Annotated in this window: 15 protein-coding genes; 7 read left to right on the top strand and 8 right to left on the bottom strand. The window is 73.0% G+C overall.

Annotated features, from left to right (window positions below; genetic code table 11):
• Positions 1 to 158: 158 nt before the first annotated feature.
• Positions 159 to 623 carry a cellulose binding domain-containing protein gene (locus tag ACZ6QO_RS22780; protein ID WP_465853589.1) on the bottom strand — a complete coding sequence of 155 codons (465 nt, stop codon included), beginning with the start codon at positions 621 to 623 and terminating at the stop codon, positions 159 to 161.
• Between the two features lie 300 nt (positions 624 to 923).
• Positions 924 to 1,682, bottom strand: a complete 759-nt coding sequence (locus ACZ6QO_RS22775; RefSeq protein ID WP_465853588.1) for a TetR/AcrR family transcriptional regulator — start codon at positions 1,680 to 1,682, stop codon at positions 924 to 926.
• A gap of 141 nt (positions 1,683 to 1,823) precedes the next feature.
• Here ACZ6QO_RS22775 and ACZ6QO_RS22770 point away from each other — a divergent pair, with 141 nt between their 5' ends.
• The 3 genes from ACZ6QO_RS22770 to ACZ6QO_RS22760 all read left to right on the top strand — a co-directional run bounded on the left by ACZ6QO_RS22770 (position 1,824) and on the right by ACZ6QO_RS22760 (position 5,115).
• A complete protein-coding gene (locus ACZ6QO_RS22770) occupies positions 1,824 to 2,828 on the top strand; it encodes an ATP-binding cassette domain-containing protein (RefSeq protein WP_465853587.1) in 1,005 nt (334 codons plus the stop codon).
• Positions 2,825 to 3,676: an ABC transporter permease gene (locus tag ACZ6QO_RS22765; RefSeq protein WP_465853586.1), complete on the top strand. Its 852-nt coding sequence runs from the start codon at positions 2,825 to 2,827 to the stop codon at positions 3,674 to 3,676. Before ACZ6QO_RS22770 ends, ACZ6QO_RS22765 begins: the two co-directional genes overlap by 4 nt.
• Positions 3,677 to 3,891: 215 nt before the next feature.
• Positions 3,892 to 5,115 (top strand): YVTN family beta-propeller repeat protein, encoded by a 1,224-nt coding sequence (locus ACZ6QO_RS22760; protein ID WP_465853585.1) that lies wholly within the window; start codon positions 3,892 to 3,894, stop codon positions 5,113 to 5,115.
• A gap of 49 nt (positions 5,116 to 5,164) precedes the next feature.
• Here ACZ6QO_RS22760 and ACZ6QO_RS22755 read toward each other — a convergent pair whose 3' ends face one another.
• The 5 genes from ACZ6QO_RS22755 to ACZ6QO_RS22735 form a co-directional block, all read right to left on the bottom strand.
• Positions 5,165 to 6,427: an ABC transporter substrate-binding protein gene (locus ACZ6QO_RS22755; protein WP_465853584.1), complete on the bottom strand. Its 1,263-nt coding sequence runs from the start codon at positions 6,425 to 6,427 to the stop codon at positions 5,165 to 5,167.
• A gap of 1 nt (position 6,428) precedes the next feature.
• On the bottom strand, positions 6,429 to 7,559 hold the full coding sequence (locus tag ACZ6QO_RS22750; RefSeq protein WP_465853664.1) for a branched-chain amino acid ABC transporter permease: 1,131 nt from the start codon (positions 7,557 to 7,559) through the stop codon (positions 6,429 to 6,431).
• A gap of 88 nt (positions 7,560 to 7,647) precedes the next feature.
• Positions 7,648 to 8,538 carry a branched-chain amino acid ABC transporter permease gene (locus ACZ6QO_RS22745; RefSeq protein WP_465853583.1) on the bottom strand — a complete coding sequence of 297 codons (891 nt, stop codon included), beginning with the start codon at positions 8,536 to 8,538 and terminating at the stop codon, positions 7,648 to 7,650.
• Positions 8,535 to 9,344 (bottom strand): ABC transporter ATP-binding protein, encoded by an 810-nt coding sequence (locus ACZ6QO_RS22740; protein WP_465853582.1) that lies wholly within the window; start codon positions 9,342 to 9,344, stop codon positions 8,535 to 8,537. Before ACZ6QO_RS22740 ends, ACZ6QO_RS22745 begins: the two co-directional genes overlap by 4 nt.
• A 67-nt stretch (positions 9,345 to 9,411) precedes the next feature.
• A complete protein-coding gene (locus tag ACZ6QO_RS22735; RefSeq protein ID WP_465853581.1) occupies positions 9,412 to 10,224 on the bottom strand; it encodes an ABC transporter ATP-binding protein in 813 nt (270 codons plus the stop codon).
• 186 nt (positions 10,225 to 10,410) lie between these two features.
• On the opposite strand from ACZ6QO_RS22735, the gene ACZ6QO_RS22730 reads away from it, so the two are divergent.
• Together ACZ6QO_RS22730 and ACZ6QO_RS22725 are read left to right on the top strand one after the other, a co-directional pair.
• The gene (locus tag ACZ6QO_RS22730) at positions 10,411 to 11,625 is read left to right on the top strand and encodes a PucR family transcriptional regulator (protein ID WP_465853580.1); all 1,215 of its coding nucleotides are present in this window, start codon (positions 10,411 to 10,413) and stop codon (positions 11,623 to 11,625) included.
• Between the two features lie 266 nt (positions 11,626 to 11,891).
• The gene (locus ACZ6QO_RS22725) at positions 11,892 to 12,569 is read left to right on the top strand and encodes a phosphatase PAP2 family protein (protein WP_465853579.1); all 678 of its coding nucleotides are present in this window, start codon (positions 11,892 to 11,894) and stop codon (positions 12,567 to 12,569) included.
• 111 nt (positions 12,570 to 12,680) lie between these two features.
• On the opposite strand, the gene ACZ6QO_RS22720 is transcribed toward ACZ6QO_RS22725, so the two are convergent.
• The gene (locus ACZ6QO_RS22720; protein ID WP_465853578.1) at positions 12,681 to 13,064 is read right to left on the bottom strand and encodes an STAS domain-containing protein; all 384 of its coding nucleotides are present in this window, start codon (positions 13,062 to 13,064) and stop codon (positions 12,681 to 12,683) included.
• Between the two features lie 173 nt (positions 13,065 to 13,237).
• Here ACZ6QO_RS22720 and ppk2 point away from each other — a divergent pair, with 173 nt between their 5' ends.
• Complete coding sequence (ppk2, locus tag ACZ6QO_RS22715; protein ID WP_465853577.1) at positions 13,238 to 14,215, top strand: polyphosphate kinase 2; 978 nt, start codon at positions 13,238 to 13,240, stop codon at positions 14,213 to 14,215.
• A gap of 145 nt (positions 14,216 to 14,360) precedes the next feature.
• Complete coding sequence (locus ACZ6QO_RS22710; protein WP_465853576.1) at positions 14,361 to 14,825, top strand: ATP-binding protein; 465 nt, start codon at positions 14,361 to 14,363, stop codon at positions 14,823 to 14,825.
• Positions 14,826 to 14,828 lie beyond the last annotated feature (3 nt).

The following is a 14,828-nucleotide window of genomic DNA, read 5'->3' as shown; positions in this document are numbered from 1 at the left end:
CGAGCCTCACCCTCGGGCATGGCGGGCCCGAAGGGTGGAACGCTCTCGTACCGCTCGGCCCTCGTCCTCACATTGTGTCAGCGGCCTGCCGATCGGGATATGGGATTGGATGCCGCCTCATTATCGCGGGCGCCGGGTTCGCGCGTTTTGGGATGAGTTCAACGCGCGGTGTCGGAGGCGGGCGCGGCCGGCGCGGCGCACGCCACGCCGTTGAGGGCGAAGGAGGTGGGCACGGGGTTGGCGCCGGGCGTGTTGGCGATGAAGCCGATCACGACGGTCGCGCCTGTGGCCAGGGAGCCGTTGTAGGAGGCGTTGGAGGCGGTCACGTCGCCGCCGCTCTGGGCGTAGATCGCGTTCCACTGGTAGGCGATGGTCTGCCCCGCGGTGAAGGACCAGGCCAGTTGCCAGCTCGTCAGGGCGTCGCCCAGGTTGGTGATGGACACGCTCCCGACGAACCCGCCACGCCAGGTGTTGTCGACCGTGTAGGAGACCCGGCAGCCGGCGTCGGCGGAGGCCGGGCCGGCCCCGGTCAGCGTGGTGGCGGCGAGGCCCGGGACGATGAGCGCGAGTGTCACGAGCGCCTTCCGCCATCGTCGGCGGGTCTTCAGGGGGATGGCCTGCATGTCGGACCTCCTGTGCCGGGCGTCGATCGCTCACCGGGACGCGGCGCCGCCGAAAGGATGTGGTGCCCGATGGTGACGTCACGTCCGGCCGGACGGTCAACGCGACCCGTCGGCACGACGCGTCCAGGCGAAGAACCCGCTGCTCCGGGCATGCGCGCCGACGTCACCAGGTGAAAGTTTCCACCGCCCTTTCACCGTGATCCCCGAGCCGGGCGCCGCGCGGAGGCGTGTGGCGGGCGGTCGAAAGGGACCGCCCGCCCGTCCCGCCGGGCCGTGAGCCCCGGGTGAGTCCTGGGCGGGTCAGGACGGGCGCGAGGAGGGCGCCCGGTCGTGGAGGCGGGGAAGGAAGCCGTCGAGGAGGCAGTCGAGCCCGTAGGCGAAGTCGAGATCGGGGTCGCTCTCTTCGTCTTCCTGCTGGATGAGGCGGCTGAAGGTGGGATAGCGCCCGCTCGCCACCACCTCCTCGATGTACGGCTGGACGGAGGCCGCCCACTGCTCCTCCGTCATGCCGTTGCGCCGCTTGGCCTCCTCGCCCGCCAGCTCCTGCAGCACGAAGCCGGTGACGTAACTGGTCGTCGCGCCCACCATGCGCGCCATCTCGGGCAGGCGCAGCCCGTGCCCGTCCAGGGCGGCCAGGGTGTGCTCAAGATGGCGCAGCGCGTTCGGGCCCAGCGGCGCGCGGGAGGAGGCGGCGGCGACGAACCACGGGTGGACGCGCAGCACCGCGCGGGTCCGCGTGGCGATGTGCGCCAGGACCTCGCGCCAGTCTCCCGACCTCCCGGGCGGCTCGATCATGCCGTACACCTCGTCGACCATCAGGTCGAGAAGGTCGTCCTTGTCGGGGATGTGCCGGTAGAGCGACATGGTGCCCGCGCCGAGGCGCACCGCGATGGCGCGCATGGACAGCGCGCCCAGGCCTTCGGAGTCGGCGATCTCGATCGCCGCGGCCACGATCTGCTCCCTGGTCAGCGCCGGGCGGCGGGCCGGAGCCGACCGCCCGATGCGCGACCACACCAGGCCCGCGCGCGGCGCGGCCCCGCCGCCTTCCCGCTCACCCATCGCGCTCTCCCCTCACGTGCCGGGACGCCGCCGAGCGCCCTCGCCGTCCATTATCCGGCTTGCGTACAGCGCACGCTGAGGCGTACGTTCAATCTATAAGCGTACTAAGTACGCATGGCGATGACCGACCGGAGGCGGGCGATGACGGACCGGGAGGCTCCCGCGATCGAGGCGGAGGGCCTGCGCAAGCGATACAGGAAGACGGTCGCGCTCGACGGCGTGGACCTGGCCGTAAGGGCCGGCGCCGTCTGCGGCCTGCTCGGGCCGAACGGCGCGGGCAAGACCACCGTGGTCCGCATCCTCGCCACGCTGCTGCGACCCGACGGGGGCGCCGCGCGGGTGACGGGTCACGACACCGTCCGGCAGGCCGAGCTCGTGCGCCGCCGCATCGGCCTGGCCGGCCAGTACGCCGCGGTCGACGAACTGCTCACCGGCCGGGCCAACCTGGAGATGATCGGCCGCCTGTGCCATCTGCCGCGCAAACGGGCGCGGCGGCGGGCGGACGAGCTGCTCCACCGGTTCGCCCTCGCCGACGCGGCCGAGCGGCCGGCCAGGACCTACTCGGGAGGCATGCGCCGCCGCCTGGACCTGGCGGCCGGCCTCATCGCCGAGCCGCCCGTCCTCCTCCTCGACGAGCCGACCACCGGCCTCGACCCGCGCGGCCGCTCGGACATGTGGACGCTCGTCGCCGGCCTGGCGGAGGCCGGGACGACGGTGCTGCTCACCACGCAGTACCTGGAGGAGGCCGACCGCCTGGCCGGCCAGATCGTCGTCATCGACGCCGGCAGGGTCCTCGCCACCGGGTCGCCCGCCGCGCTGAAGGCGGCCGCCGGCGGCGAGCGCGTGGACGTCGTCGTGCGCCGCGACGACGAGGTCGAGGCGGCCCGCGCCGCGCTGGCCCGCCTCGCCTCGGCGCGGCCGCGCGTCGAGCGGCACCTGCGGCGCGTGACCGTCCCGGTGACCGGCGGGCCGGCGGCCCTGGTCGAGGCGGTGCGCGAGCTGGACGCCAGGTCGGTCGGCATCGAGGACATCTCCCTGCGCCGCCCCACCCTCGACGACGTCTTCCTGCGCCTGACCGGGCGGCCCGCCGGCCGGTCGGGCGACATCCCCGCCACCGGCGAACCGACCCTCCACGGAGCGGCATGATGGACATCCCCGGCACCCTGGCCCCGCCGCCGCCGCGCGGCCGGCGTTCCCGCCTGCGCTGGATGGCGGCCGACTCCCTGACCATCACCCGGCGCGACCTCAGCCACATCAGGCGGACGCCCGAACGGTTGCTCGACGTGACCCTGCAACCGATCATGCTCGTCCTGCTGTTCGCCTACGTCTTCGCGGGCGCCATCCACGTCCCCGGAGGCGACTACCGCGACTACCTGGTGCCCGGCGTCTTCGTGCAGTCCATCTTCTTCACCGCCGGCGGCACGGCGGTGCGCGTCTCGCTGGACATGACCCGCGGCATCCACGACCGGTTCCTGTCGCTGCCGATGGCGCGGTCGGCGGTGCTGCTCGGCCGTACGGTCTCCGACCTGTTCGAAAGCGCGCTCAGCCTGGTCATCATGGCGCTGTGCGGGCTCGCCGTCGGCTGGCGGGCGCACACCTCCGCCGGCTCCGTCCTCGCGGGGTTCGCCATGCTGCTCGTACTGGCCTACGCCGTGAGCTGGGTGGCGACCTACGTCGGGCTGGTCAGCCGCGGGCCGGAGGCCGCGACCGGCGTCACCATGGCGGTGCTGCTGCCGTTGACCTTCGTCGCCAACACCTTCGTGCCGACCGAGGGCATGCCCGCGCCGGTGCGCTCCATCGCCGAGTGGAACCCGATCAGCGCCGCCGCCTCGGCGGCGCGCACCCTGTTCGGCGGCCCGGGCATGCCGCTCCAGGGCGGCACGGCCTGGCCGCTGCGGCACCCGGTCGTGGCCGCCTTCGCCTGGTCGGGGGCGCTGCTGGTGGTCTTCGCCTCGCTGGCGATCCGCCGGTTCCGCGACGCGGCGGCCCGCTGACCGCCCGCCGAGCCGGCTCGGCGGACGCCCTCCATCGTCGGCGTGGCCCGCAGAACAGGGGGGACGCCGACGCCCCGATGACCCGGCGTTGATCGTCGGCTGACCTTCGTGCCCCTAGCGTTTCCGTAGCCGGCCGGGAGCCGGGATCTTCGATCGCGAAGGGGAGCCATGCAGCGGCGCACGTTGCCGGTTTCGTCGCCCGGGGGACGGGCTCGATGAGGGAGGCCCCGCGCGCGGCCGGGCGGCTGCTCCTCGCCGCGTCCGCGCTCGCGCTGACGACGACCATGTCCGCCTGCGCCGGCGAGGCGCCGCGCCAAGGAGCGGCGCCGGCCGTCCCTGCGCCCTCGCCCGCCCCCGCCGAGACCGCGCCCCAGGCGCCCGCGGCGGACGGGGCCCGCCCGCATGGCGGGGCCAAGAGGGTTGTGGCCAGGGACGTCTACGCCAACGACCGGCCCGGCATGCTCAGCCCGGTCGTCGCCTCCTTCCCGTCCCTCGTGTACGTGCCCAACAGCGAGAGCGGCACCGTCACGGTCATCGACCCGGAGACCTACAAGATCGTGCGGCACTTCGCCGTCGGCCGCAGGCCCCAGCACGTGGTCCCCTCGTGGGATCTGAAGACGCTCTGGGTGAACAACAACGACGGCGATACGCTGACGCCGATCGACCCGGCGACCGGCAGGCCGGGCCGGCCGATCCCCGTCGAGGACCCCTACAACCTGTACTTCGCCCCCGACGGCTCCGCGGCGCTGGTGATGGCGGAACGGCTCAACCGGCTCGACTTCCGCGACCCGCACACCTTCAAGCTGCGCGAGTCGCTGAAGATGCCCTGCCGGGGCGTCAACCACGCCGACTTCACCGCCGACGGGGCGACCATGCTGGCGAGCTGCGAGTTCTCCGGCCACCTGGTGGTGGTCGACCTGGCGCGGCGCGAGGTGCGCCAGGTCGTGCGCCTTCCGCATCGCGGCATGGCCCACCACCCGAACATGCCGCAGGACGTCAAGCTGTCGCCGGACGGGACGACGTTCTACGTCGCCGACATGGCCGCGGGCGGCCTGTGGCTGGTGGACGCCGCGAGCTTCAAGGTCGAGGACTTCGTCAGGACCGGCGCCGGCGCCCACGGCCTCTACGTCAGCCGGGACTCACGGCACCTGTACGTGTCCAACCGGGGCGCCGGGTCGGTGTCGGTGGTGTCCTTCGCCCGCCGCCGGCCGGTCGACACCTGGCGCATCCCCGGCGGCGGCTCGCCCGACATGGGCGGGGTGTCCGCCGACGGCCGGCGGCTGTGGCTGGCCGGCCGCTACCACGGGGTCGTGTACGTCTTCGACACCGAGAAGGGCAGGCTGGCCCGCACGATCCGGGTGGACGCCGGACCGCACGGGCTGGCGGTGTACCCGCAGCCGGGCCTGCACTCGCTCGGCCACACGGGGGTCTTCCGCTGACGGCCGCGCCGCGGGGACGCGCCGGAGGAGGCGGCGCGTCCCCGCGCGGTCAGCCGACGGGGACCTGGTAGTCCTTCGCCAGGTCCGACACGGCGGCCTCCTTGAGGATCACCGTGCCGCCGACCGCCGTCTTGTCCGGCCGGACGACGTAGGAGGCGCGGGAGGCGGGCTGGTCGATGCGCGAGAAGTTCATCGGCTGCCCGAAGCCGCCCTCCCACGACGGCTGGGAACGGTGCGCCTTGACGATGCCCTCGCGGCTGAGGTCCTTGCCCTCGCACGCCTTCTTCAGCGCGTCTCCCACGATCATGGCGGCGCCGTAGCCGGCGCCCACGCCGCTGTCGACCGGCTGTCCGGGATACTTGGCCTGGTAGTCGGCCACCAGCTTCTGCACGGCGGGGATCGGCGCGCTCATCGGCGCCGCGGCCGTCATGACGAAGAAGTTCTTCAGCAGCGCGGGCGCGGCGGGGGTGCCGAGCAGCTGCGGGCTGTAGGCCGAGTTGCTGCCGACGAACGGGATGTCCATGCCCTTGGCGACGGCCACGCCGACCAGGGACGCCGCCTGCCTCGGGCCCACCGACACCATGATCGCCTTGACGCCCGCGTCCTTGAACGCCGACACCTGCGCGCTCATGTCCTGGTCGGTCGCCTTGATCTTCTGCTCGACGACGGTCAGCCCGAGCTTGCCCGCCGCGTACTTGGACCCGTTGAGCGCGCTCTCGCCATAGTCGCCCTCGAAGTACAGGTGGCCGATCTTGTCGCCGGACTTGACGCCCTGCTCCTTGGTGAGGAAGTCCACCCCGTTGATCATGTCGATGTCGTAGGTGGTGCCGGTGACCTGGATCGCCTGGCCGCCGAGCAGGCTGGTGGCCCATGCCATGGGCAGCGTCAGCATCTTGTCGCCCTCGATGCGCTGCTTGAGCGCCGTGACCATCGGCGAGCCGATGAACTGCGGGACGGCGGCGCTCTTCGGGGCTATCTCGGTGTAGGCCGCCACCGCCTTCTGCACGTCGTAGCCGTGGTCGCGGACGATCCCCTCCAACTGGCGGCCGCACACCCCGCCGGCCGTGTTGGTCTGCTCGAAGTACAGCTGCTGCGCCTGCGTGAGGCTCTTGCCGAAGGAGGCGTAGGGGCCCGTCAGGTCGGTGAGGAGGGCGAGGGAGATCTTGTCGGCGGTCACGCCGGGGCCGGTCTTCACCCCGTCTCCGCCGGTGGCGGGCTCGCCGCCCGTGGCCTTGCCGCTCGCGCACGCGCTGGCCGCCAGCGCGAGCGCCGCCAGTGCGACGCCTGCGTGGCGGATGCCGGACTTGCCCATGTCAGCTCCTGGTGTCGGGGGAAGGAGAGGGTGAGGGGGAGTGCGAGGCGGCCGGCGGGGAGAGCCGCGTCCGCCGGGTGCGGGTGAGCAGGGCCGCCCTGGCGACGGCCGCGGCGCGCAGCCGGGACAGCAGCCCCGCCAGGCCGCCGGGCAGGAAGAGCACCACGGCGACCACGGCGGCGCCGTACAGGATGCGGGCGGCCTCTGCGGGCGAGACGCCGCCGGAGCCGGGCTCGGCGATGAGCGGCAGGTCGGCGCTGTAGCGGGTGAGGAGCTGGGGCAGCACCGAGACGAACAGCGCGCCGAGGACCGCGCCGCCGATCGACCCCAGCCCGCCGATGACGATCATGGCGAGGTAGTCCAGCGACAGCAGCACACCGAAGTAGTCGGGGACGGTCCGCTGGAACACCAGGGCGAGCATCACCCCGGCCAGCCCGCCGTACATGGAGGACAGCACGAACACCGCCGCCCGGTAGCGGGCGACCGGGACGCCCATCACCCCGGCGGCGATCTCGTGGTCGCGGATGGTGTTCATCGCCCGGCCGGGCCGGCCGCGCAGCACCCCGCGGGCGAACGCGGCGGCGCCGGCCACCAGCAGCAGGCCGAGGAACCACAGCCGCTCCAGCGAGCCGAACGGCACGTTGAGGACGACCAGCGACGGGGAGTCGGCGAAGACCAGCCCGAACAGCTCCATCGGCGGGACGGCCCGCCCGTTGTAGCCGCCGGTGAGCGGCTCGGCGTTGAACAGCAGGTGCTGGCCGAGGAAGATCAGCGCGAGGGTGGCGATGCCCAGGTAGGCGCCCTTCAGCCGCCCGGCGATCGGGCTGAACAGCCCGCCGGCCACGCCCGCCGTCAGCACCGCCAGCACCGCCGCGACCGGGGTGGGCAGCCCGAGCCCGGCGGGCGCGTGCGCGGCGCCGGCGGCCGGATGGTCGGCGAAGTAGACGTAGGAGTAGGCGCCGACGGCCAGGAAGAACGCGTGACCCATCGACAGCTGTCCGGTGGAGCCGGTCAGCAGGGCGATGCCGATGGCGCCGACCGCCGCCGACATCGCGAACAGGCCGGTCTGCAGCCAGAAGCCCTCCAGGTAGAAGGGGACGGCGATCGCGGCCGCCGCCGCGACGGCCCACATCAGCGCCCGGTTCAGCGCCCGGCTGAGCACCCGGTCCTGTGCCGGGTCCTGTGCCGGGTTCAGCGCCCGGCGCGGCCTGGGACGGTCGTCAGACACGGGCCGTCTCCCTCGTGCCGAACAGGCCCGCCGGGCGCAGCAGCAGGATGACGACCATGACCAGGAACGGCGCGACGTCCCCGACGCCGCGCCCGAGGAAGGCGAGCTGGTTCTGGTAGCCGCTCATCAGCGCCTCGGTCACCCCGACGATCAGCCCGCCGGCCAGCGCCCCGGTGGTGGAGTCCAGCCCGCCGAGGATCGCCGCGGGGAACGCCTTGATCGCGGCCAGGGACGTGCTGCGGTCCAGTCCCGGCGTCGGGAACACGCACAGGAACAGCGCGGCCACCGCCGCCAGCGCCCCGGCCACCGCCCACGCGCTCAGCGACACCCGGCCGAGGCGGATGCCCATGAGGGCGGCGGTCTCGGCGTCCTCTGCGGTCGCGCGCATCGCGATGCCCCAGCCGGTGTACTTGAACGCCAGCAGGAACAGCGTGATCAGCGCCGCGGCCGTGCCCAGCGCGACCAGCCGCGTCTCGGCGATCGTCACCTGGCCGAGGTGGACGACCGAGTCGCCCCACGGGTCGCCGAGCGCGAGGATCTCCGTGCCGATCTGGCGGGTCAGCTCGGTGGTGAGCACGATGTCCACCCCGATGGTCACGATGGCCAGCAGGCTGTGGGAGCCGACGTCCGCCCGCCGGATGATGAGGAACTCGATGAGCGCCCCGACGACCGCCGCCGCGGCGACGCCGATCACCAGCGCGGCCCAGAACCCGGTGACCGGCTGGAGCCGGGCCACCAGGTAGCCGCCGGCCAGCAGCAGGGACGCGTGGGCGAAGTTGACCACCTCGGTGGCCTTGAAGATGACGACGAAGCCGAGGGCGATGAGCGCGTAGACGGCCCCGATGGAGATCCCGTTGAGGAGGAGCTCCAGGAAAGTGATCACATGTCCTCCTGGTCGGCGCTCGTGCCGAGATAGGCCCGGATGACCTCGGGGTCGTCCTGCACCTGCGCGGGGGTGCCGTCGGCGATGCGGCGGCCGAAGTCCAGCACGGTGATCCGGTCGGCCAGGCGCATCACCATGCCCATGTCGTGTTCCACGAGCAGGATCGAGATGCCGAGGTCGTGCCGGACCGCGCCGATCAGCGCGGCCATCTCCGTCCGCTCCTCGCCGTTCATCCCGGCCACCGGCTCGTCGAGCAGCAGCAGCCGGGGCTCCATGCACAGGGCGCGGGCGATCTCCACCCGCTTGCGCACCCCGTACGGCAGCAGCCCGACCGGCGTGCCCAGGTGGCCGCCCAGCCCGACGAAGTCGGCGATCTCGGCGGCTCGCGCCCGGTGCCGCGCCCACTCGCGGCGCGCCGAGGGCAGCCGCAGGCCCGAGGAGACGAACCCCGCCCTGGTCAGCCGGTGCCGCCCGAGCATCAGGTTGTCGATCACGGGCTGATGGCGGGACAGGGCGATGTTCTGGAACGTGCGCGCGACCCCGAGCGCGGCGATGCGGTGCGGCGGCAGCGCGGTGAGCTCGGCGCCGGCGAACCGGACGCTGCCCGAGGTGGCGCGGTACACCCCCGACAGCACGTTGAAGCAGGTGGACTTGCCCGCGCCGTTCGGCCCGATGACCGCGTGCACGCTGCCCGGCGCCACGGTGAAGCTCACCTGCGACAGCGCGGTCAGCCCAGCGAACCGCACGGTCACCTCGCGCACCTCCAGCGGCGCCGGCTCCTGGCCGCCGCCGGGCGGCTCGGGCATACCGTCCGGTTGGTATGACCCGGTCACGCGGCCCACCGCGCGATACCGTCCGGTTGGCATGACCTGGTCATCCCTGCCACCTCCCGATCGCGCGCCGCCCCGCGGGCCCGTCCAGTGGCCGCTCGGCGGCCGGGTCGCCCACGCCCAGATAGCGCCTGCGCACCTCGTCGCCGGCGGCCAGCTCGGCGGTCGGGCCCTCCAGCGCCACCTCGCCCACCTCCAGCACGTAGGCGTACGACGCGAGGGACAACGCCAGCGCCACGTTCTGCTCGATCAGCAGCACCGAGGTGCCGCGCGAGTTGATCTCCTTGACGGTCTCGGCGATGCGGGCCGCCATCAGCGGCGCCAGGCCCAGCGTCGGCTCGTCCAGCAACAGCATCGACGGGCGCGCCATCAGGGCCCGCCCGATGGCGAGCATCTGCTGCTCGCCGCCCGACAGCAGGCCCGCCCGCTGGTGGGCGCGCTCCGCCAGCACAGGGAACAGGCCGAGGACCTCCTCGCGCGCCGCCGCGGACCGCCGGCCCCCGCCGAGCCCGCCGGCGCGCAGGTTCTCCTCCACGGTCATCCGGGCGAACACCCGCCGGCCCTCGGGGACCTGCGTCACGCCGCGCGCCACCACGGCGGGCGCGGCGAGGCCGGACAGTTGTGTCCCCGCCCAGCGGACCTGCCCGCCGCCGATCGCGCCTCGATGGAAGCGCAGCGTCCCGGAGATCGCCCTGAGCAGCGTGCTCTTGCCCGCGCCGTTCGCGCCCAGCACCGCGACGATCGACCCGGGAGGCACCCGTAAGGACACCCCGCGCAGAGCGGGCACCGCGCCGTAGTTCACCGCCAGTCCGCTGACCGCCAGCCCCGCGTCGCCGGGGGGCGCCGTGGCCACCATGTGCTCCTCCTGTGGGTCGGTGTGCCACATACGAACGCCGCCCGCGCACCGTCGTCCAGATGCGGAGGTGAAGTCGCAACCGGTGCCCACCGCCGCGGGAGGGCCGTTGTGCGCCCGCACAACGGCACGTCACGAAACGAAACCGAACCTTGTTCCGTAAGGCGGGCGGATGGCAATCTACGAAAGATGGCCGCCAAGCGAAACGAGCACGTGGACGACGATGTGCGGCACGTCCTGCGCATCGGCGCCGCCCGGCTGCTCGAACGCCTCCCCGAGCTGGCCGACGACCTGGTGGGCCGGGTGCGCGAGGGCGACGAGGCCTACCGCAGGCTCGTCTCGCCGGAGGAGCACCGGCAGAGCACCGAGGAGGGCCTGCGCATCGGCATCTCGGCCATCCTGCAACGGCCCGACAAGCGCCGCGACCTCGAGTTCGCCCGCTCCATGGCCCGCCGCCGCGCCGAACAGGGGCTGCCCATGGACTCGCTCATGCGCATGTACCGCCTGGCGGCCCAGGTGACCTGGGGCGGGTTCGTCGACCTGGTCGAGCGCGAGCACCCCGAACTGCTCGGCGCCCTGGTCCGCACGGCCACCCACGTCTGGCACGCCATCGACCGGCAGGCGCTGACCGCCGCCGAGACCTACCGGCGGCGCGAGAAGGAACTGCTGGGCCGCAGCAACGAGCGGGTGAACGCGCTGCTCGACGACCTGCTGGAGGGCACCGGCGACGCCGCCGTGGCGCGCTCGGCCGCCGCCGCGCTCGACCTGCCGGAACGCGGCCGTTATGCGGTCGTCACAATCAGGCTCCCGGTCCGCCAGGGCGGGGGCCAGGGGGCGGGGGCCGACGCCCACCCCGAGACGCTCGGCGTGATGCGGCTGATCTGGCGGATGCGCACCCAGTACGAGGTGGCCGTCGTGGCGCTCGGCGACGCCGCGCTGGAAGACCTGGTGGAGGGCATGATCCCCGCGGTGTGCGGCCCGGCGGGGGTCAGTCCCGTCGTGGACGGGCTGGAGGAGCTGGCCTCGGCGCGCAAGCTCGCCGAGCTGGCCATGCGCACCTGCGCCGGATGCGGGCCGGAGATCGCCCGCCTGGACCGGCGGCTGCCGGCCGCCCTGGTGGTCGCCCAGCCCGAGCTGTCGGGCCGGCTGACCTCCGAGGTACTCGGCGCGCTGCTCGCGCTCGACACCCCCGACCGGGAGGTGCTGCTGGCCACGCTGTCGGCCTGGCTGCGCTGCGAGGGGTCGGCCGTGCGCGCCGCTGGGCTGCTCTACTGCCACCGCAACACGGTCTTCAACCGGATCCGCCGCGTCGAGCAGCTCACCGGCCGCTCGGTCTCCCGCCCCCGCGACATCGTCGAACTCGCCCTGGCCCTGGAGGCCGTCCGCCTGCTCCCGGTCGTCTGACCGCCCCTCTCCCGGGACCTCGCCCGCAGAGACCTCGCGCAGGGCCGGTCAAGCGGTCCGGGCGGTGAACCGTGAGGGCCGGCCGCGCGGAAAGGTAGGGCGGCGAGCTGTGCGCGGTGCGGGTGCGAAGGAGCGTGGGGGAGGGCGGGGGCGGCGATGACCGGGGTTTGGCGGTCCGCTGACCGGGTCTCTCCTAGCGTGGCGGTGAGTGGACGCGCCGCTCGTCCCGGCGCGGACGCGCGAGGAACGAGATCGGAACACCGCCTGTGATCAGAAGAGCGCTCGACATCCTGGGGCCTTCCCTGCTGCTGCTCGCCACAGCGCTGGTCCTGGGCCTGGCCGCCAGGACCCCCGAGTGGACCGGCGCCGACCTGCGCCTGGAAACCGCGGTGCGAACCACGCGATCCGGCCCGCTGACGGCGTTCGCCCACGCCATGCACGCCGCGTTCTCCCCGCCCGCCGGAGTGACCATGATCGCGCTGCTCACCGCCGCGCTGCTGCTCGCCCGGCGGCCCCGCACGGCGGTGGTCACGTTCCTGCTGGTCACCGCCGGGTGGACGATCAACTCCGCCATCAAGGCGCTCATCGACCGGCCCAGGCCGCCGGCCGCCTTCCAGCTCGTCCCGGTGCTCGGGCACGACAGCTTCCCGAGCGGCCACGTGGCCCTGACCATGTCGCTGGCGATCGCCGCGGCCTTCCTCGCCCGGCGCACACGCTACTTCCCCGCGGTCGTCGCCGCCGGGGTCGTGATGGTGGTCGTGCAGGCGCTGGCCCGGCTGTACCTGGGCGTCCACCATCCGACGGACGTGGCCGCCGCGATCCTCACCAGCACGGCGGGCGCCGGCGCCGTGCTCCGCCTGAGCGCCGCCTACCCGGGCCGGCGCACCCCCGCCGCCCCCGGAAGGCACGACCCCTCCCACGCGACCACCGGCCGGCCCTCCTGAGGCTCGGCCGCTCGATCGCCCGCCCGCGGCCCCGCGCCGAACGCCCGTGGTGGCGGACCTGCGGCTCCGGCCGGCGGCCTTGTGCCGTTCAGCCCGTGCGCCGCCCGTGCCTCAGGTGGGCGGGCCTCCCGGCGCGGGAGGCGGGAGGGCGGCGGCGGCCGACATGGAGGCGGCCACGTCGGCGTCCAGGACGAACGCGGCGTCAAGGTGCGTCAGCCTGAGCAGGCGGCGCAGGAACCCCTCGACCCCGGCCAGCCGCACCCACCCTCCCGACCGGCTCACCCGGCGGTGGACGTCGAGCAGCAGCCAGAGGCCGCCGGAGTCGCAGAACCGCAGCCCGGACACGTCCAGGATGACCCGGTCGCGCCCCTGCGCGAGCAGGGCGTCCAGCGCCTCGCAGGCCTTGGCCCGCGTGGTCGCGTCCAACTCGCCGTCCAGCACGACCACCGTGCAGACGGGGTCGTGATGAGGGACGATCGCCAGCTTCAGAGGCACCCGGCCGCTCCCTTGCCGAACGTCGAAAACGGCAGTGTCAGCTCACGTGGACAGTGATCCCATCGTCGCACCACGCCATGACCCGTGGACCCCTTCGGGGGCGATGTACCTCGATCGAGATCTGAACCGGAGGGTACGCCAGAACCATTCCGTTTATATGTAATGCTGACGTTATGGAGTCGGCACCCTCGGACACCCTCTATCCGCAGGCCACCGAGTCGAGCGAGCTTCTCGACCGCACTCCCGGCCTGTGGGTGGACGCCAGCGACGACGACGATCCGATCTTGCTGTACGCCGACGGGCGTACGGTCGACACCTGGCGGGAGCACTATCCCTACACCCAGCGGATGTCGCGCTCGGAGTACGACCAGACCAAGCGGCTGCTGCAGATCGAGCTGCTCAAGCTGCAATATTGGATCAAGGACACCGGGGGACGCCTGGTGATCCTCTTCGAGGGCCGCGACGCCGCCGGCAAGGGCGGCACGATCAAGCGGTTCATGGAGCACCTCAACCCGCGCGGCGCGACCGTGGTGGCCCTGGAGAAGCCCAGCGAGCGCGAGCGCACGCAGTGGTACTTCCAGCGGTACATCGCCCACCTGCCCGCCGCGGGGGAGATCGTGCTGTTCGACCGGTCGTGGTACAACCGTGCCGGTGTGGAGCGGGTCATGGGGTTCTGCACCCCTGAGGAGTACCAGGAGTTCATGCTGCAGGCGCCGCTGCTCGAGCGCATGCTCGTGCGCGAGGGCATCCATCTGGTCAAGCTGTGGTTCTCGGTGTCCCGCCGCGAGCAGCGCACCCGGTTCGTCATCCGCCAGGTCGACCCGGTCCGGCAGTGGAAACTGTCCCCGATGGACCTGCAGTCGCTCGACAAATGGGACGACTACACCAGGGCCAAGGAGGACATGTTCCTCAACACCGACACCGAGGACGCCCCCTGGACCGTCATCAAGAGCAACGACAAGAAGCGCGGGCGCATCGAGGCCATGCGCCACGTCCTCGGCCGGTTCGAGTACACCAACAAGGACCACGAGGTCGTCGGCACCCCCGACCCGCTCATCGTGCGCTCCGCCGCCGACATCGTCGACGAGGACAACTCCGACCAGGAGGCCCCGCTGCACCTGCCCGCCGCCGAGGACGCGCGAGCGAGTTGACCGGACCGCCACGCGCCTTCGCGGGCGCGTCTCAGTGAGTGGGAGCGCTCCCGATGGAGACGGCATTCCTACCTTTCCGCGACATCGCGCAGGCAGGTCCCGGCGTCCTTAACTGGGTGCGGGCAGATCACTACGGGGGGGTCGCATGACTTCATCAGGATTCGGCAGGGCGCAAACAGACAGTGACCGGGTTCTGCACCTCGCCGGCGATCCTGACGCCGTCGCCCGAGCCCGGCGGCTGGTGTCCTCCGCACTCGGCAAGAGTCATCCGCTCCACGACGACTGCGTGCTGCTGACCAGCGAGATCGCCACCAACGCGGTCGTGCACTCCGACTCCGGGCACGGCGGCACGTTCACCCTCAGCGTGTCCTACTCCGCCGAATGGGTGCGCATCGCCGTGCAGGACGCCGGCTCGCTGGACCCGCCGTTCGGGTGGCGGCCCTCCTCGCCGCTCGACACCGGCGGCCGTGGCCTGCTCCTGCTGGAGGCGCTCGCCCACCGCTGGGGGTTCATCAGGGAGGCGGGGACCAACAACGTCTGGTTCGAGATGCACGTCGACCTGCTGAACCCCTCCGCCGCCTCCAACGGCTCGCTGCGGATCGCCCGCTGACAC

Source organism: Sphaerisporangium sp. NPDC049457 (assembly GCF_055586705.1).
This window is presented reverse-complemented; position numbering and strand designations above follow the sequence as displayed.